General features: G+C 57.9%; 18 protein-coding genes and 1 pseudogene. 12 read left to right on the top strand and 7 right to left on the bottom strand.

Annotated elements, in window-relative coordinates; all coding sequences use genetic code 11:
- The 8 genes and pseudogenes from C451_RS03555 to C451_RS03520 all read left to right on the top strand — a co-directional run.
- Positions 1-845 (top strand): potassium-transporting ATPase subunit KdpA (locus C451_RS03555; protein WP_007737792.1); only part of this gene is annotated, 845 nt, incomplete at its 5' end.
- A 1-nt stretch (position 846) separates the two neighbouring features.
- Positions 847-3,120, top strand: a complete 2,274-nt coding sequence (kdpB, locus tag C451_RS03550) for a potassium-transporting ATPase subunit KdpB (RefSeq protein WP_007737791.1) — start codon at positions 847-849, stop codon at positions 3,118-3,120.
- Positions 3,120-3,770: a potassium-transporting ATPase subunit C gene (locus C451_RS03545; RefSeq protein ID WP_007737790.1), complete on the top strand. Its 651-nt coding sequence runs from the start codon at positions 3,120-3,122 to the stop codon at positions 3,768-3,770. Before kdpB ends, C451_RS03545 begins: the two co-directional genes overlap by 1 nt.
- The gene (locus C451_RS03540; RefSeq protein ID WP_007737789.1) at positions 3,770-4,594 is read left to right on the top strand and encodes a universal stress protein; all 825 of its coding nucleotides are present in this window, start codon (positions 3,770-3,772) and stop codon (positions 4,592-4,594) included. Before C451_RS03545 ends, C451_RS03540 begins: the two co-directional genes overlap by 1 nt.
- Before the next feature lie 163 nt (positions 4,595-4,757).
- Entirely contained in the window at positions 4,758-4,919 is a 162-nt protein-coding gene (locus C451_RS22500) for a DUF7556 family protein (RefSeq protein ID WP_161605832.1), read from the top strand.
- A gap of 244 nt (positions 4,920-5,163) precedes the next feature.
- A complete protein-coding gene (locus C451_RS24535) occupies positions 5,164-5,325 on the top strand; it encodes a DUF7563 family protein (RefSeq protein ID WP_449271502.1) in 162 nt (53 codons plus the stop codon).
- A 6-nt stretch (positions 5,326-5,331) separates the two neighbouring features.
- Positions 5,332-5,991 (top strand): annotated as a pseudogene (locus C451_RS03530) (potassium channel family protein); the annotation flags it as partial.
- Between the two features lie 473 nt (positions 5,992-6,464).
- The gene (locus C451_RS03520) at positions 6,465-7,550 is read left to right on the top strand and encodes a DHH family phosphoesterase (RefSeq protein ID WP_007737787.1); all 1,086 of its coding nucleotides are present in this window, start codon (positions 6,465-6,467) and stop codon (positions 7,548-7,550) included.
- Positions 7,551-8,132: 582 nt separating this feature from the next.
- On the opposite strand, the gene C451_RS03515 is transcribed toward C451_RS03520, so the two are convergent.
- From C451_RS03515 to C451_RS24525, 3 genes are all read right to left on the bottom strand, one after another.
- Positions 8,133-9,782: an IS1634 family transposase gene (locus tag C451_RS03515; protein ID WP_080503471.1), complete on the bottom strand. Its 1,650-nt coding sequence runs from the start codon at positions 9,780-9,782 to the stop codon at positions 8,133-8,135.
- 704 nt (positions 9,783-10,486) lie between these two features.
- Positions 10,487-10,900, bottom strand: coding sequence for a DUF7342 family protein (locus C451_RS24530; protein ID WP_152420389.1), 414 nt, complete (start codon positions 10,898-10,900; stop codon positions 10,487-10,489).
- On the bottom strand, positions 10,872-11,165 hold the full coding sequence (locus C451_RS24525; protein ID WP_449271501.1) for a DUF7342 family protein: 294 nt from the start codon (positions 11,163-11,165) through the stop codon (positions 10,872-10,874). The genes C451_RS24530 and C451_RS24525 overlap by 29 nt, the downstream gene beginning before the upstream one ends.
- A 303-nt stretch (positions 11,166-11,468) precedes the next feature.
- Here C451_RS24525 and C451_RS03505 point away from each other — a divergent pair, with 303 nt between their 5' ends.
- On the top strand, positions 11,469-12,665 hold the full coding sequence (locus tag C451_RS03505; RefSeq protein ID WP_049912832.1) for a tyrosine-type recombinase/integrase: 1,197 nt from the start codon (positions 11,469-11,471) through the stop codon (positions 12,663-12,665).
- A gap of 255 nt (positions 12,666-12,920) precedes the next feature.
- Complete coding sequence (locus C451_RS24290) at positions 12,921-13,052, top strand: hypothetical protein (protein WP_394295060.1); 132 nt, start codon at positions 12,921-12,923, stop codon at positions 13,050-13,052.
- Between the two features lie 257 nt (positions 13,053-13,309).
- Here the strand turns inward: C451_RS24290 and C451_RS03500 are convergent, their stop codons facing one another.
- Together C451_RS03500 and C451_RS03495 are read right to left on the bottom strand one after the other, a co-directional pair.
- On the bottom strand, positions 13,310-14,308 hold the full coding sequence (locus C451_RS03500) for a glycosyltransferase family 2 protein (protein WP_007737778.1): 999 nt from the start codon (positions 14,306-14,308) through the stop codon (positions 13,310-13,312).
- A complete protein-coding gene (locus C451_RS03495; RefSeq protein WP_080503470.1) occupies positions 14,305-16,596 on the bottom strand; it encodes a DUF2206 domain-containing protein in 2,292 nt (763 codons plus the stop codon). The genes C451_RS03500 and C451_RS03495 overlap by 4 nt, the downstream gene beginning before the upstream one ends.
- A 425-nt stretch (positions 16,597-17,021) precedes the next feature.
- Here C451_RS03495 and C451_RS03490 point away from each other — a divergent pair, with 425 nt between their 5' ends.
- Together C451_RS03490 and C451_RS20745 are read left to right on the top strand one after the other, a co-directional pair.
- A complete protein-coding gene (locus tag C451_RS03490) occupies positions 17,022-17,780 on the top strand; it encodes a sulfatase-like hydrolase/transferase (RefSeq protein WP_206536671.1) in 759 nt (252 codons plus the stop codon).
- Positions 17,781-17,924: 144 nt separating this feature from the next.
- Positions 17,925-18,686 carry a glycoside hydrolase family 16 protein gene (locus C451_RS20745; protein ID WP_161605831.1) on the top strand — a complete coding sequence of 254 codons (762 nt, stop codon included), beginning with the start codon at positions 17,925-17,927 and terminating at the stop codon, positions 18,684-18,686.
- On the opposite strand, the gene C451_RS03480 is transcribed toward C451_RS20745, so the two are convergent.
- A complete protein-coding gene (locus C451_RS03480) occupies positions 18,687-20,117 on the bottom strand; it encodes an oligosaccharide flippase family protein (RefSeq protein WP_080503468.1) in 1,431 nt (476 codons plus the stop codon). It lies immediately after the preceding gene.
- Positions 20,107-21,243, bottom strand: a complete 1,137-nt coding sequence (locus C451_RS03475; protein WP_241431168.1) for a carboxylate--amine ligase — start codon at positions 21,241-21,243, stop codon at positions 20,107-20,109. Before C451_RS03475 ends, C451_RS03480 begins: the two co-directional genes overlap by 11 nt.
- Positions 21,244-21,253: the final 10 nt, after the last annotated feature.

Genomic DNA, 21,253 nt, shown 5'->3' with positions numbered 1-21,253 from the left:
TCGCAGGGTTTTTGGTCATCTTTGCCGCGCTCGCTGGCGTCGCGATCGTCGGTGAGACGGGTGCCAACCCTGGCATGGATGTCTCGGCTGGTGGCCTGAGCGTTGACCAGTCGGCCGGCAACATGGAGGGTAAAGAGACCCGCTTCGGGCCGACTGATAGCGCCATCTGGGGCCTCTCCACGACAGCGACAACGAACGGTGGCGTGAACAGCATGCACAACAGTTGGAACGCGCTGGGGGCGTTCTCCCTTCTGTTCGCGTTCGCCACGAACAACATCAGCAACGGCGTAGGCACAGGACTACTGAACATCCTGATGTTCGTCATCCTTACCGCCTTCATCGGCGCGTTGATGATCGGCCGACGGCCCCAGTACCTCGGGAAGAAACTAGAGTGGCACGAGATGCGATACGTCTTTGTCGTCATTCTCGTGCTCCCGCTGCTGGTGTTGATCCCGATGGCCCACGCGTCCATCTTCCAGGGGGCCATCAACGCGATGAACAACGCCGGGTTCCGCGGATTCTCCGAGGTACTTTACGAGTTCTTCTCGGCCTCGGTGAACAACGGAAGTGGGTTCGAGGGCCTCGGCGACGGAACGCTGTACTTCAATCTCGTCAACGGGTTCCAGGTCCTGCTGGCCCGGTACGTGCCGATCACTGCGCAGCTGGCCATCGCCGGCTACCTCGCAAACAAGGAAATCAGTCCCAAATCACGCGGCTCGCTCGACACCGAGACGCCCGCGTTCCTCACCCTGCTGATCGGGGTCATCATCATCGTGAGTGCGCTGGTGTTCCTGCCGGCGCTGGTGTTCGGCCCGATTGGCGAATTCCTGAGCGGAGGCATCTGATATGACAGAAATCCAGATCACCATCGATACGGAACAACAGAAACAGGCGATCAGCGACTCGTTCAGCAAACTCGACCCACGGTATCTGGTCACGAATCCAGTGCTGTTCGTGGTCGAACTCGGGACAGTAGTCGCGCTGCTGTTGACCATCTACCCGCCGCTGTTCAACGCGGTCGGCTCGCGCGTCTACTATGCGGTTATCACCGCGTTGCTCGGGCTCACGGTGCTGTTCGCCAACTACGCAGAGGCCTATGCCGAACTCGAAGGCGAAGCGCAGGCGGACAGCCTCCGCGCGTTACAGACCGAAACCAAGGGCAAACGGCTCCTGAACGACGACACACCGCTCGAAGACATCACCGAAGACGACTACGAGGTTGTCGAGAGNGGCAAACGGCTCCTGAACGACGACACACCGCTCGAAGACATCACCGAAGACGACTACGAGGTTGTCGAGAGTGACACGGTCGAAGAGGGCGAGACCCTGTTTATCGATGAGGGTGGCATGATCCCCCGTGACGGAACCGTCGTCGAAGGAAGTGCTTCGGTCGACGAGTCTGCCATCACGGGCGAATCAGATCCGGTCATCCGCCAATCCGGCGGTGATCGGACATCGGTCGTCGGCGGGACCGAAGTCCTCTCCGACCAAATCAAGGTCGAGGTGACGACCGAGGCGGGCGAATCGTTCCTCGACGAGATGATCGGTCTCGTCGAGAACGCCCAGCGGCAGAAGACGCCGAATGAGATCGCTATGACGATCCTACTGAGTGGTCTCACACTGGTGTTCGTCGTGGCCGTCGCCACGATGTATTTCTTCGGCCAGTATCTGGCAACGTTTGTCAGTGGATTCACGGGTCTCGACATCGTCGAACTCGTAGCGTTGTTGGTCGCGCTCATGCCGACTACCATCGGCGCGCTGCTCGCGGCGATCCGCGTCGCCGGGATGACCCGCGTCACCCGGCGTAACGTCATCGCTAAGTCGGGCCGGGCAGTCGAGGCCGCGGGCGATCTCGACGCCCTCATCCTCGACAAAACCGGGACGATCACGACCGGTGAGCGCGTTGTCCAGGATTTCCACTCGTTGGGCGATGCAGACGAAGAAACCGTCACGAGTGCAGCACTCCAGTCGTCGTACTTCGATGAGACGACTGAGGGACGGTCCATTGTCGAGCTGGCTGAAAAGCGCCTCGGGGGCAACCCCAACCCGGCAGCACTCCGTGAGAAACTCGACTACGAGAAGGGCGACCTCTCCGAGGACGCCTTTGTTCCGTTCTCGGCGGAGACGCGGATGAGCGGTATCGACCTGCCCGATGGCACCGAAATCCGCAAAGGAGCGGTCGATGCGGTAGAGGAGTACGCTGACTCCGTACCCGGTACGCTTCGCAGCGTTTCGAACGAGATCAGCGAGAACGGCGGGACGCCGCTTGCCATCGCGATTGACAAGCGCGTTGTTGGAATCATCGAGCTACAGGACGAACTCAAACCCGGTATCGCAAACCGGATCGCACAAATACAGGAAATGGGCGTCGAAACCATCATGGCAACAGGAGACAACCCGCGCACAGCCGCATGGGTTGCAGAACAGGTCGGGATCGACCGCCACTACGCGGAATTCGACCCCGAAGAGAAGATCGACCTCGTCGAAGAGGTCCAGAACGAAGGCAAACTCGTCGGCATGACCGGCGACGGCACGAACGACGCGCCCGCGCTCGCGCAAGCTAACGTCGGTCTTGCGATGAACGCCGGGACCAACGCTGCCAAGGAGGCCGGAAACATGGTCGACCTCGACTCGAATCCGTCGAAAATCATCGAAGTCGTCGGTATCGGCAAGCAGTTGTTGATGACACGGGGGTCGTTGACGACGTTCTCGGTCGCCAACGACGTGGCGAAGTACTTCGTGCTGCTTCCCGCGATCCTCGCAGCAGCGGTTCCGGGACTGGCGGCGATCGANACGACGTTCTCGGTCGCCAACGACGTGGCGAAGTACTTCGTGCTGCTTCCCGCGATCCTCGCAGCAGCGGTTCCGGGACTGGCGGCGATCGACATCCTGAATCTCTCGACGCCGGCGAGCGCGGTTACGGCGACGTTGATGTACAACGCGTTCATCATCCCGCTACTGATCCCGCTCGCGCTTCGCGGCGTCGACTACGAGGCACAGAGCGGCGCGCAACTGCTCCGGAAAAACCTCGTCGTCTACGGTGGTGGTGGACTCATCGCTCCGTTCATCTTCATCAAGGCGATCGACGTGCTGTTCGTCGCCCTGGGGGTGTTCCAATAATGGAACGACGCGACGTCCTCGTGCCGCTGCGACTGCTGGGAGTGGGCCTGCTCATCTGCGGGCTGCTCTACCAGGGATCGCTCGCAGCCATTGGCGCGGCCGTCTTCCCGAATAACGCTGCTGGAAGCCCCGTTGTTGTCGACGGGCAGGTGGTTGGATCAGCCGAAATCGGCCAGGACTTCCGCCCCGGTAACGCGAGCGACGCGCAGTACTTCTGGTCACGGCCGTCCTCGATCAACTACGACGCGATGCAGTCGGCGAGTGCAAACCTCGGACCGACCAATCCCGCGCTCTCCGAGCGCGTTCGGGGGGATCTACGCAACATCTCGCAGTACGAGACGCCCGATGGTACTGTACCGGTCAATCTCGTCGCTGAATCGGGATCGGCATACGACGCCGAGATCTCGTCGGCCGCCGCTCAGTATCAGGTGCCGCGGGTCGCCAATCAAACCGGCATCTCCGCGGAACAACTGCGCGGAATGATCCAGCAGACGACGGCAGAGCCGTGGCTCGGTGTCTGGGGCCACGAAGCTGTGAACGTCCTCGAACTCAACCTCATGGTGCGAGAAGAACTCCAGCAAAACCAGCAGAACGCGAGTAGTCAGCGCATAGGGGCTGAACACACTCAATTCGAGCGTGGTGATCATTGATGGATGAAACAGCACAACAGACCAGCTACGAGCGGGTACTCGTCCCAGTCGGCGACAAGTCTGACCCGAACAACCTGACCGAACTCGCAAGTCTCCTTGTTGACCCGCGACACGGCGCGGTGCAGTTCGTCCACGTGACGACTGATCGGAGCTTCGTTGGCTCGCAGGAAGCGTGGCGCACCGGCTCGGAGAGCGTCGCCCGGAACCAGCACCAGCTCAAGCAACAGGGAATCGAGAGTACAGGATCGATTCGGACCGCCAGCAGTGCGGTCGCCGGCATCCTCGAAGAGGCCGAGGAATACGATGCCGACGCCATCCTCATCGGGTGGACTGATACGGACGCGATCTCGCGGATCGTCGAGCAGCTGCTTCGCAAAGCGGACTGTGACGTCCTCGTGTTCAGAGCCGAGGAAGATCCAACGGATGCGGAATCGCTGTTCGTACCGGTCGTCATCCCGCCGGACGAAAACCGCCTCCGGATGACTGCGATCCTTAGCCAGCGTGCGGAAGCACCCGTTACGTTCGCGTACGTTGTCGGGAGTGATAATTCCGAGGAGGATGGCTGGGAGGTCCTCGAAAAATCCGCAACCGGGTTGGAAGCGTTCGGCGTGCAGGCCGAAACCGAACTCGTCCACGGCAACGATGTCATCGAAAAGCTCGGAGAGCTTTCCGCCGATTACGACATCATGGTCATCGGTACATCCCGCGGATGGTGGCTCCGCAAATCATTGTTCGGTCGGAAAACGGATGAGATCGCCGGAGCGGCGCAGTGTTCGATCCTCATGCACAAATGGCAAGGCGAGGTTCCACCGGATGCGGAATAAGAGCCCCGTTGTGCGGGACTCCCGCATCGATGGTCGCTCTGGCCGCCGGTAGTTCGGCATCGGTGGCGAGCGAGGCGTCACGAACGCGAATTCGATTCGACCCGGCGAGAGCAGCAGTCCTGCTCGGAACTGACACCGGACGGGTAAAATAGAGACAGAATCCATGAGCGAAACCACGCGAATCGCAGCAGACGGAAAAACGAGCGGTGCTACCGTGATGGGAGCAATCGACGGCGATCGATACGTCATCGCAGACCTCGACCGCGAGGCGGGCTGGATTTCCATCTGTCGAACCGCAGCCCGCGATCTGAACGATGCACGGTGAAGAAGATCGACAAAATGATATCAATCCAAAATACTATCGACGGTGTTCGCATTTATACTGAACACGCAGAACGGAGGGGAGAGGAGGGGGAACTGATGGCTGAGCCGGAATCTTTTGGCCAGCGTGCGCAAGCATTCTCCGCCAATCGCTGTGTGAGCGAAAATCCACGGAACCGCCCGGGCGACACAATGCTCCAACCCCATGCGCGAGTGACATGGGGGAATAGCAGCAGGGTGGTGTAACTGTGCCCCACTGTCGCAACTGTGACGCGTTCGTGTCCACCCAGTACGTCCGTGTGTTCGCTCCCGACGGGATGGACACTGTTCGCGTCTGTCCTTACTGCGAAGACAAGTTGCGCGAGGGAGCCGAGGTCCGAGAAGCACATTCACTGCGACGCTCTGGCTAAGCGATGATGCGTGTACTTATCGTCGGCGGTGGTAAGGTTGGCAGAGATCTTGCTACCCGGCTCGATGCCCGCGGCGAGAACGTCGTTATCATCGAAAAAGATGAATCTATCGCCGAGACCAACCGAGACGCCGGGTTCACTATCCACATCGGCGACGGAACCGACAGCGACGTGCTGCGGACTGCGGGCGCTGAGAACGCCTTGCGAGTCGTGGCGACGACCGGCAACGACAGCGTGAACCTCCTCGTGGCGCAGCTGGCTGCCACGACATTCAACATCAAGCAGGTCATCTCGCGGGTAAATCATCCCAAAAATACCGACGCTTTCGAGGAGTTGGATGTCAAGACGATCTCTTCAACTAACGCCATTTCGTGGGCTATCGACAATCAGATCGAACGGCCCGCGCTCTGGAACTGGATGACCGAACTCGGCCAATCGGGTGATGTTCAGGAATTCGAGGTCACCGCCGAGGCTGTCGCCGGCAGGACCATCGCGGACCTCGCCACCGTCATCCCCGAGGGATGCCTGATCGCACTCGTCAGTCGCGACGGCGAGAATATGGTTCCTGACGGCGACTTCGAGCTCCAACAGGGCGACCGCATCACGCTTGTCGGTCAGAACGAGGTGGTTCAGGACGCGCTCGCACGGTTCCACCCCGATGACTGAGTTTCTGGCCCATTCCTGCGTTGAGGCGGTGGGCCGTCGATACCGACCGTCGCCGTTGTCTGTCGTCCGCGTGTCGCCACTCTAATCCGCTAATTTGATAATAAACTAACCTTGTGTGATTGCTACGTGTGCTGCACCGGAAAGCATATAGCGCACTGAGACATTAGTAGGCCCATGATAATCGACGGAAGAAGCGCACAACAGCAGTTTCTCTACCGGCTGTTCCACTGTGGCACACGTGGTGAACGTTCGTAGGCCATCAAATTGTCATAAATCAAACCTTAGTGGTGAATTCTAATGTGCTTCATCGATGACATCGTCAAACGAATTATATACCATCTAATGGAAAACAGGTTGATGCGTATTGCCACAGCACTCTTGAAATTCGGACTTGAAATCGAGCACTGGAGGACGATCAAGCAGGAGTTCTTTCGTCCGAATCAGTTGTTGGATCCTGACAAGGAGGTCAGCCCATGACAGGAGAGACCGGTGATACGGGCGCAATGAATCAACCACTGCAGGAAGATGGCTCCATTGAAATCGATAACAACGCCGTGGACGTAACGACACGAGTTGATGCGCTCCTTGATATCCTCCAAACAAGCCAGTCGCTCGCAATCATCTGTCACAATAATCCCGACCCGGACTGTCTAGCGAGCGCGCTCGCTCTTGACCACATCGCCGAAGAGGCAGGTGTCGAACATATTGATATCTACCACGGCGGGGAAATCACTCACCAGCAAAATCGCGCAATGGTGAATGTATTTGACATTCCTACTGAGTCGTACGCTGGCGCGACTCCTAGCGACTATGACCGCCTCGCGTTCGTCGACCACGGGGTGCCTGGCCGTAATAACGAGGTGCCTGCCGAAACGTCAGTTGATATCGTCATTGATCACCACCCAACAGATGACGTGGACGCTCAGTATCTCGATCATCAACCGGACATTGGCGCGACAGCGACGATCATGGTCGAGTACCTATATGCGTTGGATCTTGCTCTCGACGAGCGGCTTGCAACGGCACTACTGTTCGGTATTCGACGGGAGACGCTCGGATTCATGCGTGGAGTGACGGAAGCCGAGTACGCGGCTGCTCAGCATCTCCACGCTAAGGCCGACACAGACACTCTGCGGACGCTTGCCGATTCGCTGTTCACCGGGATCACTCTCGACGCAATCGGGCAGGCGGTCCTCAACCGACGAGTGCGCGGGCCGTGTCTCGCCGCCTCTGCAGGTCGAACATCCGAGCGGGACGCGCTGCCACAAGCGGCGGACTATCTGTTGAATCTCGAAGGCGTGAGCACGACCGTCGTATTCGGATTCATCGACGATTCGATCCATCTGAGCGCACGTACTCGTAATACCCACGTTCACATCGGCGAAGTAATCGAGGAGGCGTTCGATGACGACGGAAGTGCTGGCGGACATCGCGAGATGGCTGGCGGTGTCGTTCCACTGGGGCCGTTCACACCCAGTGGGGCGGATGAGACGGTCGAGCGAATAGTGACTGAGGCGGTATACTCCCGCGCATTTGACGCGCTCCAAGAGTGGTACTAAATCTGCCACGAATGCTCGGTCGATACATCGAGCAGTTACTTGATTGAGCTTGGCTTCTCACAATGTATTTCGGCACTCAAAAATCACTCCAAGAATAGACCCTGTCTCACTTGGTCCTTGAACAGAAACTGGTATGCGAGTTCGATTATAGAAAACAATAGTTTTCCATACCGATACGAAACCCCCCTGTTCTTGGTATGCTGAATCGCGGTACGGTTAGGACGTCCGAGCACGCCATGCAAATCGTCGCCTACGTCCGCGTTTCGACTGTCGGTTCTGTATCGGGATAATCAATCTTCACCAACCCGCTTTCAGTACCTGATTCCGATCCCATGAGTTGTTTTGCGGAATCGGCGTGATTCAGACGTCTATTTCATGCGAATCAGGTAANACCCGCTTTCAGTACCTGATTCCGATCCCATGAGTTGTTTTGCGGAATCGGCGTGATTCAGACGTCTATTTCATGCGAATCAGGTAAGCGATTATCTAATATATTACGACACAACTATCGATCAGTGATTGAACCGAACCAACTGCCGAAACGAACGCGCGAGCCAGAGAGGTCTACCTCTCTGGCCGCGTTCACACCTCTGGTTCGATTCCATACGCAGCAACACTCAGATCGAGCAAGTCAAGCACCCGTCTCGGGAGATTGTCATTGGCTGGGAGCTCTCGTTCGCCGTCAGTTTGCATCACAAGCACGTTTTCGAAGCGTTCCAAGACGCGTCGGCCGGTGGGCCGAAAACTGGTCGGCCCACCGGCCAGATCCATCGGTTCATCCGCGTCCTTCAATGCCTCGCGTGCGCGTCGTTCAATCAGGGAATAGACGAGTAACGCCATCAGTAGCACGTAGCCCAAAGCTTCGACGCGGTCGGGCCGGTCGAGATAGACCGGCCCGACGCGCTTCGGGTCTTTGAGCACTGGAAATCGACGCTCAACCGCCTGTTGTTCCTTGTACTCCCGCAGTACCCGCTCTGCTGGCCACTCTTCTGTATCGTCCAACGACGTGACGACCACGAAACAGCTGGCGCGCTTCTTCCGGTGGGCGATCGCCGCCGCGTCCCGTTGGACGCTGGCGGCGATCTTGTACACGGTTTCGTACGGATCCCACTCCTTCGGTGGTCGTCCCGGTTTGTCGCGGCTCTTCTTCTCCTCGGTTTCGACGACCTCTGCTTCGAATTCGAAGTAGGGGTCGTCGTGATCGTCGAGCCACATCTCCCACGCTTCCTGAGCGTCGGGTTCACAGGCGAATGAGCGGTCGGTCAGCTGACCGACCGCGTTCTCAAGGTCTTCCTCGGTGCTGTCGAGGTCGTTGTCGATGCGTCGTTCAGAACGTCCGTCGAGTGAGGACGAGTGGACAACGACACACCGCATATCGTGCTCAGAGATGGGTTTCTGGAAGGTTTGGATTTGGTAGGAGGCGGCGTCTTCGTCGTTTTCATCGTCGACGAACGCCCCAAGATCGGTCCAGTCGTTGACCTCCCACGCGCGGTCGATGAGTGCATCGACCGCATTGTAGGTGCGGGGAAGTCGGCTGATGATGGAGATACCTTCAGCGGCGGCTTGGTCGAGCGATTCTTCGTTCACGACCTTGCTATCGGCGACATAGACGGGAGGCTCGTCAGCGGCGAGCCGCTGACGGAGCCGACCGATGAGGTCAGTGTTCCAGGCGGTGTCAGAGGTGTTCCCGTCGAGGATGTCTCCGACGACGGGAACGCCGGCTCGGTTGACACCGAGACCGACTTGGAATTGCTTGAGATCAGGCCGATGGTCTTTGCTGTAGCCATGCGTGATAGAGAGCGTCTCGTCAGCGTCTTCGTCAGTTTCGTAGAGCCCGTGGACGGAGAAAGAAGTGGTATCGGCGTGAACCACGTCAGTAGAAACGTCTTCGCGAGCAGCGGCTTCGACCAGCACGGTCCCGAGGACCGTGCCTGGGTCGGCGTCAGAAAGCTTATCGAGTGCTCGTCCAAGCGTGTGGTCGTTCAGATCTTCAGGCGAGATTCCTTCGCCAAAGAGGTTCTCTGTGTCGGTATCGTGGAAGAATTCAGGCAGCCGATACATCGGCTGCCCTCGGGTCAGACAGTTCGTGATCAACGCCATGAGCCGCAGACCAGGCGAGAGCTGAGAGCGTTGTTCGTCCCAGTCCAGCTCCTCGTTGAGAACAGCAATGAGACCGCTTTCCTTGCAGACGGCACAAATGACCGGAAGAGGACCTGGTGCGAGGATTTTCACAGACGAACTCACGGTGCCGTGAGTTTGTCTGTGTGCCTCAAGAAGCTCACCCTAATCATCAGCAGAAAATAACGTCGTCAATCTAGACGAGGTACTGAAAGTGGGNCCGTGAGTTTGTCTGTGTGCCTCAAGAAGCTCACCCTAATCATCAGCAGAAAATAACGTCGTCAATCTAGACGAGGTACTGAAAGTGGGTCACCAATGAGCGTCGGAAGCTTTTCCTCAAACAATCGATCTCCGGCTTCCCAGAGGATCTCTGTCGAGACGGTCTTGGAGAACTGCACACGCTCGTGATCGTGTTCGCCCGTCGTTGGATTCTCGTACTGAAAATGAACCGGCCCGAGATCAGGGTGGTCATCATCGCGGTGCCATCCGCAGTTGAAGCCCGTATTCGGGTCGTAATAATGAATCTGATANCATCATCGCGGTGCCATCCGCAGTTGAAGCCCGTATTCGGGTCGTAATAATGAATCTGATAATAGACTGCATCACCGTGGAAGCGCCACTCGACGCGGAGTTCTGGAGCCTCAGGTCCAGTTAGAGGACGTACTCGATCTGGATCAATGGTCGCCCGTAGCCACGCTTTGATGATGCTATCGGGTTCATACTGGACGGCCGTAATCTCCGGTTGACGGTCGAGTACTCCCCTCAATCCACGGTAAACACTCGGATCGGTTGTGCCTGGAAGCCCCATCAAACGGATCTCAGGCAGTGATGGTTTCGCGTTCGGTCGCCCAGTCGTACTCGCGGAGGGCCGTTTGCACGAGCGGGAGGCGGGTTTCGAGTTGCTCCCACTCGCTGGCAGCCTCACGGCGGGACTCCCTCTCCTGTTCGTCATCGAGAGCAGCGAGACTCGACCGGAGTTCGCCCGGTTGGTCAACATCGTAGGTTGCCTTCCAGTCAGTGATGCAGTCGCGCATCGATTCGAGCGCGCTAGTGAGCTCCTCTCGGGTGTGCTCGCGCTGAAGGGTGGCCACTTCGCGGTAGGACGCCATGAGCTGATCGAGAGCGTAGAGCGTCTGTTCACCTTGCTTGACTCGCCGAAGTACGTTGTCCTCGACGAGTTGGTTGAGGTATTTCTGGGCGGTCTTAACTGAGACCTCCGTCTCTTCGGCGATCCACGAGGCGGTACGAGGCTCCCGAAGCGTCCAAGCAGCNGTTGAGGTATTTCTGGGCGGTCTTAACTGAGACCTCCGTCTCTTCGGCGATCCACGAGGCGGTACGAGGCTCCCGAAGCGTCCAAGCAGCTGCTCGGACGCGTTCGCCGCGGGTTCGCGATGAACGGGTGCCGCGATCGGCGCGTTTGGAACTCTCGGAAGGAGCAGTCGGTTGCTCCTGCTCATCCGAATGCTGAGCTGTTCCAGAATCGGATTTTTCAGACATATCCAGCCTACAACCTGCCGGAACATATATCCAACGGTTTGTGGATATATTCTCATCCGCCGCGAAAAATCTATATCGCCATGCAGTTTACAACACCGAATATGCACTTCTATAGCTTTGAAATGGCTGTAATCGGCGGAATTAGCGATTTTGCCATTTACTCGTGCTTAGTCCAATAAGGACACGTAGATTTATCCACCTCCCCGCCCTCTCCCACAGCGAACACAATGCCACGGCCCAGAACCATGGTTACCCGCCCCGAGAACAGTGCTCGAGCCAGCGAACGCAACGGAGGCGCGTAGCGTGGTACGGATCGATGCGGTCACCGAGGACTTCCTGACGGACAAGGGCAAAGGCCAGGGTGGCGAGAGCGGCAACTATCGCCAGGACGCGGGCCGAGAGCTCGATCGATTCGTCGGCTTCCTTTCCAGTCACGAGGACAGTCCGACGACGTTCGACGAGTTGGAATCGGGTCATCTTCGCGAATACGCCCGTCACCTCACTCGGCAGGGCTGGACTGCGGGCACAGTGCGGACCTACTACGCGTATATCTCTGCATTCTGCGGCTGGGCCGTCCGTGAGGGTCATCTAGCTGAAAACGTCGCACAGCGGCGCAACGCCACTGAACCAATTCCCGACGACGGCGGTCACAAGAGCGGCGACCAGCAGGCATGGTCCGCCGAAGATCGCCAGCAGCTCACATCTTTCGTCGACGAACAGGCCAGCACCGCGATCGACGACGTCAGTGCAGATCGAGAGGCCGCAATCAAAGCCTGTCGCGACCGCGCGCTCGTCTACCTGTTGTCGTACTCCGGCGTGCGAGGTGCAGAGATCCTGCGAGACCGAAGCGACGAGCGACGCCAGGGACTCCGGTGGGAAGACGTCCACCTTGAGGACCGCTACGCGACGGTATTCGCTAAAAAGCAGCGTCTCGACGATCGAGGTCTTCCCGAGCCAGTACTCCATCCACTACAGATGTACCAGAAGGTGCTGGATGCACCGAGTGAGAGCTGGCCGGTATTCCCCTCGTTTCATCGCCCAACGCTCTCTCAGCAGGTGACAGATACGCTGGACCATCGTGGATACACCGACACAGAGATCGAGGAAATGCGCGCCGATCGCTCGCTGATCGAAGTTTGCGTCGAGTACGACATCGAACCACCATCGATAACGACCGATGCTGGTCGGCACGTTCTCAAGCGTCTCTGTGAGGAAGCGGGAATCGAACTTGATGACGGCGAGGAATATCTGATGCCTCACGGTGCCCGGCGCGGTGCTGGCGAGGTTCTCGTCCGTACGTCAGGACATGCGGCCGCTGCNATGCCTCACGGTGCCCGGCGCGGTGCTGGCGAGGTTCTCGTCCGTACGTCAGGACATGCGGCCGCTGCCCGAGCACTCGACAACTCCGAAGAGGTCGTTCGCGAGCACTACTCCCATATCGAAGCCGGCGAGCTTGCCGACCAGATGACCAGTGCCTTCGAAGAGGCTGATCAACAGTAGGCGGTGGGTGCAGAACTGTTCTCAAGTCCTGAACAGCCAATCTCAGTTGCACGACCAGTATGAGGAACGCAAATCTTGATATCGTTGCTGCTAAATCCGAGATGAAATTACGCCACGTCGAAAAATCAAATCCGGCAGTTTAGGGTGTGTAATGACTTCTGCACCACCAGCCATTCGTCTTTAGCTGAGAGCGGAATCGCATGACTGCGGCTAGAAGCGAAGTCGGTTCATGAACAGAATGAGGAGGAATTCGGTGTGTCGCCAGAATCCCTCTCGGATCAGATTTTGCTGTATGCGGCGGTGCTGACGCTGTTGGCAAGCCACGAACTGCTGGAGTTGGTGATCGAGCACGCGGACGAGGAGGCGGTGTTCCCGCCGGAACGCTGAGCGTGCGACCGGAAGGTCGCCGCCTAGCGGACCTCAAGCGACTCAGCGACTACCTCGGCTACTCGCCACCACCGCTATTAGATCGAATGATCGCTCACGTACAGAAAAATTCCATCAAGAGCGTCCAATCCTCCAAGAGCGGTTCGCTACCGCTACTCAATCAACTGCTGAAGTTAGCTAAAGACGAATGATCTAACCCGTTTTGTGAACTACTGAGGCTGATTGCAACTGGAGCGCCGGCCCGGCGGTCAGGGTGTTTATGTCTCCCAAAACAGGCGTTCGGCGTCTCCGTCCGGGCCGAGTAATCGACGCGGATGGGGACCGTACCACCAGCAAAACAGCATTGTCTTCCGGGATTTGATGCGGGCAATCGTCCGCGCGCTTACAACGTGACGGGCGGTGAGCGCCTCCCGCCAACTCGCATAAAGTCGGCGATAAATCCGCACGAGCGAGGCGAATTGCCGGGTCAGTACGAGGCCATACACCGACCAGAAGAGCGTCGTGAACACGACGTACCGCCATGGCAGGTTACGGAGAGCGAGTTTGATTCGGTTCTCCACGAGTCGTTCTTTCGTCTCGATGGATGAGAGGCGTCCCTCGGGCGCTTTCTTATGGTGAATCGCCACCGACGGCGTGTAGAGGATGTCGTAGCCGGTGTCGTGGACGCGAAAGGAGAGATCCATCTCCTCGAATCCATAGACGAAATTTTCAGGATATAGCCCTGTTTTCTCCAAGACATCACGCCGAAACGCGACCCCGAGACCGATGAAGTTCGTAGTTCGGTACGCCGTCGTGGGCGTCATCTCGAACTCGGGCGGATCGGGTACTTCGTCGCGTTTGAGTTCGTCGGTATGATAATTCCTGCTCTGGAACGCCTGTATTCCGACGTCTTTGTGTTCCCGGAAGGTTTCTATTATGCAGTCGGTTGCACTAGGGTCTTTAATCACGGCGTCATCGTCGAGCTGGACGATGATCTCGCCGGTTGCCTGTTCGAGACCTCGATTTTTGGCTTTCGGGGCACCCATCCGCTCGGCGAAGTGGCAATACCGGACCTCGGCTCGGTCGAATTGGCCCTCTTCGCAGAACCATTCTTTCTCATGTTCGTGATCATCGTCAGTCGAATTGCTGATGATTATGATCTCAATCGGTCGGTGGTGTTGGTCAAGGATCGAATCGATCGCCTCCACGAGATCATCGGACCGGTTGTACGTCGCTACGACGAAAGAGACGGACGGGTTCGTCTCGAGTTCGGTCATCGATTTTCCTCGCCGACGATCACGTTGGAGCCGAGTTTGACGATCCGCATTTGATTATTATCGAACACCACGGTACCGCGTTCGCTTATCCGTCGCACGTCGCGTTTCGGAATGCGCGAGTACGACTCGTTGGCTTCTCGTACGCTGGCGACACTCGCGTGTCGGATCATGACATAGCCATCGTTGAGCTGGTCGGGATTGACATGGGATCGCCACTTGCTCTTTAGGGGGATCACTTTCACATTGTAGTAGGTGGGCGGCATCACCGAGCGTAACAGCTGAGTGCTCCGCGTGTCGGCGTAGATACGGATCGCCCCAGTGCGGTCCGAGGTGAATGGGTGGTGGGTTTCGAATCGCTGCGGGTCGACGTGAGTCTTCAGCCATGTCGCGCCCTGCACTTCCTTCTGACTGAAAACGAGATCGTTCGCGTTCTGATTGAATGCGGAATTTTGGGCAGATCCCGTGAGCGCGAACGCCATCCCGGAGTTGATTACGAGCAACACACAGAGAAGTATTGCGAGGACCCCCCACCGGACCGCGTGTCGCGGTCCTGGCGACGAGCCCGTTCCTTCCCGCGTGCCGCCATCGACGCGTTTCGGTGCTGATTGCGAGGGCAGCACCCGCCGGATGACCTCGCTCACGAACCTGATGACATAACGGTAGCCGAGCGGCATGAATGGGGCGACGAACACGAGCGCCATCTGATAGGCCCTGTCGGCCCAGAGGTTGAATACGAAGAAATACGACGCCGCGAGAAAGACGAACACGGGTACTGTGAGAGCAGTGTATCCGACGTCATTCGGCACCGCCCCGCGTCTAAACGCCGCAAGCGCCGCGAAGCCCCGCCATGCGACCCCGATACATGCGAGCGCGGCGAACAGACCGTACAGGACGAACGTGAGCGTGCCGAGGGGGAGTTGGTTACCCACGTAGCTCGCGCCCGCACCCTCAATCGCCCCGCCGTGGAATAGGGTGATTGCCTGTCCGACTACCACTACCGGGATTGAGGCGAGCCGATCGAGCAAAGCCGTTGATGCGGCGGCGTACCACACGCTTGCCCCCGCTAACAACGCGACCGGATACGAGACCGGCGGCCGGGGAACACTCCCCTCTGTCCACTGATTCACGACGAACAACACGACTGTGGCGAACAGCATTGCGATTCCGAACAGGAATGTCATCCCATAGTGAGTTCCAACCAACCCGACCGACAACAGGACGATGGCAGCGCTCCGGCCGTTTCTGCGGAGGTCACCTTGAATGAGGAGCATGATCAATCCCATTACGAACAGCTCCGAGAGAAGTTGTTTGCCTGGCGTCACCGTGAACGTAAGGTGATAGAACAGGAAAAACAGAGCTGCAAAGAGCGCGATTTCGTCATCGAAGATGCTCCGACAGACCGCGAAGACACCAAGCGGGACCAGCGCGAACACGAGAACGTAGACGACCGTATACGTGGTTGTGAGACTAATCCCGGTAAGCATTGAAAATGACGCGGGAACGGTCGTGATGACTGGGATGGCTGCCGCCGTCCCACCGGTCACGGGCGGCCAGTGATGGAGCTGTGTCAGCAGACGGGCGACGAACGAAAGACCTTGGATGTCTGCCCCGATGACGTGGTTTGAAAGCAAATTGTGATGAATGAGTGTCGAGATTGATATCGAGGCCACGACCGCGGGATAGAGCCGGGTGGGAAGACGCATAGCCGTCCACATCACGATCACTACGGTGGCACCGATAAAGACGAACATCCCGGTATTGACCGCAAATCGGTTCATGAGAGCGGCCCCGACCACCGCAAGCACCGGAAGACACCCGAGAGCGACAACCATGAGCGGCCGGAACGACCGCGCGTGCGGAGCATCAAACGAAGCGTCGAGGATCGGCGTCTCCGTGATGATAGTGAGAGTGACGAGACTGACGAGTAGGATACTTACTCCGAGTGTAAGCGGGACGACCGAGAGGGGATTTACAACGCCGACGAGCGGTAACAGCGTACTCATTGCGGTTGTGACGAGTGCGAGTATTGCGAGGCTCGACCCCGCCATGTACAGTCCGAAACGGCCGAGCGGGCGTACCGAAACTCCGAACAGACGGGCAAGCAGTCCCCCCGAGACGATGAGCAACAGAATCACACCGACTCCAGCACGCACGATGCGTACCGGCATTGGCGACGAGGGAAGTAGGACGCTCGCCCAGAACACAGCGAGGAGACCGACGATACTGATTCCAACCGAACGTGGTGTCACCCTGACCGTATCTCGTTCCGACAGTGTATCGCGTTGCATGGTGTTCGTGGTGGACCGACTCGGTGATAGTTCGTCGCCAACTGCTCGACGGAAACCGATTCGGTTATCCACACTCGTGCGCCGCCGGGTAATGATTATTGAGTGGTTGAATCGGTGGTTGACTGCTCAATTCTCCGATTTAACATCCGGAAACATCGCGCGGCAATATTTGGATTCGTGGTGGTACCCACCGCTCGCCAGTCGATCACAATTCAATGGAACCAATACCCAATACTACACGGGTCAGTCTGCAGACGATGGTCACCGCCGAGGAAGTACGAAAAGGGTTCACCAGCATACCGGGGTTCGTAGAGCAGTATGGCGTCTCGGGTGGTCTACATCGCTGGGCTGGTATCGTGTATAACCGCACCACACGCTCGATCACCGGCCGGTCGATATTCGAAGTAGACTGGGACGTCTGCGTGGTGCTTGATGCCTGCCGGGCCGATGAACTCGCGCGCCAGCGTACAGCATTCGAGTGGCTCGGCGTGGTCGGCCGTCACCCCTCGCTCGCTTCGTGTACGTGGAACTGGATGCCCCGAACTGTTGCGGCGACGCCGGCATCTGTTCTCGAAAAAACTGCGTACGTCTGTGCGAACCCGTTCTCGGCCGACTACTGTTCGCCAGACCAGTTTCACGAACTTGACGAAGTGTGGCGATACGCATGGGACAAACGAAAGGGAACCGTGTATCCACGTCCGGTGACCGACCGGGCGATCCATCAGTGGCGAACCGAAACCCCCTCGCGGATGATCGTCCATTATCTTCAGCCCCACGTTCCGTTTCTGAGCGACGACGCTGACCCGCTGAGTCGGAATAACTTCGACCACGATATCGAGAGCATCCCGGATGCATGGGATCGCGTGACCCGTGGTGAACTGTCCCGACAGACAGCGATCACGCGGTACCGCGAGACGTTGGAGTGTGTCCTCGAAGACGTCGAACTCTTGCTCTCAAACATCGATGCCGAGCGCGTCGTCATCACGGCAGATCACGGGGAATCTTTCGGCGAATGGGGACTCTACGGCCATGTAAACCAAATTGATCTTCCTTGCCTGACCAGTGTTCCATGGGTCGAAACGAGCGCGACCGACCGCGGGACTCACACCCCTACGACTGACGAAACCGAGGGAACGACGATCAAACGAGCGGATCAGTTGCGTGCCCTCGGATACAGTGAGTGAACGGAGATACTGTCTTCCATGACGGATTGCACGAACAGACCATCGGAGGGCACGCACGACGGCGACGGCCGAAATGGACTCTCTCGTCGGGACTATCTCTCGCTCGCTGGCGTAAGCGCCGGGGTCGTTGGGGGATTGGTGCTCGTGGCGGCTGACGACCAAATTGTTGGCGAAGGCGGGCCGCCGAGGTCCGACTGGAAACTCTCGTTCGCTGATGATTTTGAGGGAAGTGACCTCAATACGGATCACTGGGATGTGGGTTGGGGATGGGGAACCGAAACCAACACGAGTCCAACCCAGATCGTTGCGGAGAACGTTATCGTCCGAAATGGCACCCTCAGATTCTCGGGAACCCACGATGGAACACAGATCTTTTCAGGAGCTGTAAACACCAGAAATAAGGTGACATTTGGACCCGGCTCCTACGTTGAGGCGAAAGTGGATTTCGTCGGGCGGCCGGGATTTCACAACGCGGTCTGGTCGAAACCCAACTCGGAGCGATGGCCGCCCGAGATCGATGTCGTGGAATTCTGGGAATCAGGAACCGGGTTGACCGATCGATATCTCTCGCGTCATCACGTTCATTATTCGGCATCGACGGTTCCCGGCGACAACTCAACCGCGCGCGATAGCGGAACAACGTACACGCCCGGCGGCGACCTCACACAGGGCTTTCACATCTACGGAGTTGAGTGGCGGTCGGATCGGATCAGCTACTACGTCGATGGCAAGAACGTGGCGGAATTCAGCGATGAGACGATGCTGACTGCGATGCGACGCGGCGCGCCATTTTACCTCATGGTGAACTTAAACATCAACAACACTGCTACCGCCGGTACCGCCGACACTGCCGAACCATGGGGCGAGGCGATGGTTCTTGATTGGATTCGGCTCTGGAAGCGGTAGTTACTGTCCGCTTCCAACGCCGAACGCCTGAAGACCGGGAACGATGATTCGGTTCCGGATCGCCGGGATCGTGACCGCGAAGGCCGCATAGATGACACCACCGAGACCCACCTCAAAGAAGAGCACCACCACGCCAGTAATCGGAACCACGGTTTTCACTCCTACCAACACCACACCCATGCCCACCGACGCGACGACGTACCATCCGATGAGTCGGTACGGGATATTGAGGGGGACGTGCTGCGAGAGGTAGTGTATGTGGAGGAGAGTATTTAGCAACCACGAGAAGGTAGTGGCGACTGCGACACCGATAAATCCGACCATGAGCAACAGTATCGGGCTGAGAATCAAATTCACCCCTACCGATGCGACGGTAGCTTTTGCGGCGAGGTCAGGGCGATCTATCGCTCGCACCGCGATACTGATCACGTCATTGAGCGATTGAAAAAGCTTCTCAACCATTAACACTACCAGTACCATCGCTGCGATGACGTACTCCGAGCCGAAAAGATAGTGGAGGATCGCCGGAGCGTATATCGTCGCCCCGACGATAGCAGGCACTGACGCAAACGTCGCAAATCCGAGTGCGTTCGAGATGGTGGCACCGATCTGATCGGTCGAAGCGTCCGCCTGTAATCGGCTGATGTGCGGAAAAAGCGTCAGTGCGATAGGCTTGCTGATCAAAAGTACCAACAGCGTAACCTGCCACGCAACCTCGTAGGCGCTCACGAACTGGTGAGCAAGAAACAAGCCGATAATCGCAGTATCCATCCACTGATAAACTCGGCCACCGAGGGCGGAGATCACATCGTATTTCGAGAAGGCGACTAACGACCGCACGTGATCAAGCCGCGGTTGTCCTATCGACACCGTACACGTGAGGTATGCAATGCCGAATGTGACGCCTGACCCGGCGACGAGACTCCAGAGCAACCCGCGCACGCCGAATCCCGCCGCGACAAGGATTACACCTATGCTGACCCACGTGAGCCGCCGAGCGAATTCGATTGGGGCCGTCACCCCAACCCGGTGGTTGCCGCGTACGGCGTGGATGTAAAACAGCGAGAGTTCGCGCAGAACGACCGCGAATACTAACAATATCGTGACGTCCATACCGAGATAGGCATTCACGTACCCCTGTGAAACAAGGAGACAGACCGTGACGACGGCGATCAGGCTACATTTGATGACGAGCGCGGAACCTAACATTCCAGCTTTCGCCTCGCCCTCGCTCAAGCGTTTTTCGAGCGCGCTGGAGATACCCATGTCAGCCGGAATTGATGCCAGACCTTCCAACGCGAAAAATAAGAAAAAAACCCCGAACTGAGCTGGCGGAAGGCGACGACTGAAATAAGCGATTGCTACGAACATCAACAGCGAACGGCCGCCCTTCGAGACCGAGAGGAAAAAACTCGACCAGCTACGGTTCATTCTGTCCCCACGACCGTCGCACGACGACATCTACTATATCCCGAACACTGGTCCACGACCAATCCTGCGCTCCAGTGGCGGTCGGCTCGGAAATCTGCTCGAAGAACGTATCGATGACGGTTCTCACGAACGGTATCGGGTCATCAAGACACAGGAAATCGAAGTGCGGGTGGTGCCAAACCGATAATCCCACATCTGCTATCGCTTGTCTAAACGTAGGGCGATCAACGTTCGGAAAATCATCCCGAAGGACGCTTCGGAGATACTGGAGCTCGCCGAAGAGGAGATGGGTTGCCACGTCCGTGCGATGGGTGGAATCAATATATGTGGACTCTCCGCGGGTCATGAGCCAGTAATGATACGGGAAGTCTGCACCCGCACGGATATCGAGTGATATCGACGACCAGATACGTGGGTTGATCTCCACGAGGGTCGTCTCGTCCGTCTCCTCGTTTTTGATGAATTGCACGGTGGCGACACCGTGCCAATCGAGACTATCGAGCAACCGCCGGGCGAGTTCTTCGAGGGCCGGATCGCGTGTTAACTCGCGGAACACGCTTGCCCCGCCAGCGTAGGTCTTACCACGGACCTGTCTGCGAAGACTGGTTGCGACCGGCGTGCCGTGGTCGTACAGTGCTCGGAAAGAGTATTCCGTGCCGCGGACGACCTCCTGGACAACCGGCACCTCGCCGAGCATCGTCCCCACAATGGCGTCGATGTCGGGTTCAACGCCCGATTCCAGATAGATTGGTTCCACTCCATTCCATTTGCACTCTCGCGGGCCGAGGAAGTCGGCATAATCGGGGGTGAGAATCGAGTAGCGTTGCTTGACGATGTAATCGGGATTCCAGTCAGAGATCTCCGTGAGGAGGCGTGTCTCCGGGACCGGAACGCCGACATCCGCGGCGTGCTCGGCGAGGCGATAGCCGTCGTGAACGGTCCGCAGTGATTCGAACGTCGGCCATCCAACCGCGACGTGTTCGGCGAACTCCGCACGATGTTTTGAGAGGAGATAGGCAACCTCCTCCCGCGTGGGAACTATCGTCCACACATCTGGCCGTGCGGCGAGCGAGACGAGGGCGTCCTTGTATGCGAGCAGGTCCTCGTGTGGCGAGGGAATAGCCACTAGTTCATCG

The organism is Halococcus thailandensis JCM 13552 (assembly GCF_000336715.1).
In the GTDB taxonomy this organism is placed as follows: Archaea; Halobacteriota; Halobacteria; order Halobacteriales; family Halococcaceae; genus Halococcus; species Halococcus thailandensis.
The sequence above is the reverse complement of the archived record's forward strand: the minus strand, read 5'-3'. Positions and strand labels throughout refer to the sequence as shown.

What these genes read in the sequence shown, in the direction of transcription:
- C451_RS03545 (WP_007737790.1), top strand. Translation starts at nt 3,120, where the DNA reads ATGGAACGACGCGACGTCCTCGTGCCGCTGCGACTGCTGGGAGTGGGC.
- C451_RS03540 (WP_007737789.1), top strand. Translation starts at nt 3,770, where the DNA reads ATGGATGAAACAGCACAACAGACCAGCTACGAGCGGGTACTCGTCCCA.
- C451_RS22500 (WP_161605832.1), top strand. Translation starts at nt 4,758, where the DNA reads ATGAGCGAAACCACGCGAATCGCAGCAGACGGAAAAACGAGCGGTGCT.
- C451_RS03520 (WP_007737787.1), top strand. Translation starts at nt 6,465, where the DNA reads ATGACAGGAGAGACCGGTGATACGGGCGCAATGAATCAACCACTGCAG.
- C451_RS03500 (WP_007737778.1), bottom strand. Translation starts at nt 14,308, where the DNA reads ATGACCGAACTCGAGACGAACCCGTCCGTCTCTTTCGTCGTAGCGACG.
- C451_RS03495 (WP_080503470.1), bottom strand. Translation starts at nt 16,596, where the DNA reads ATGCAACGCGATACACTGTCGGAACGAGATACGGTCAGGGTGACACCA.
- C451_RS03480 (WP_080503468.1), bottom strand. Translation starts at nt 20,117, where the DNA reads ATGAACCGTAGCTGGTCGAGTTTTTTCCTCTCGGTCTCGAAGGGCGGC.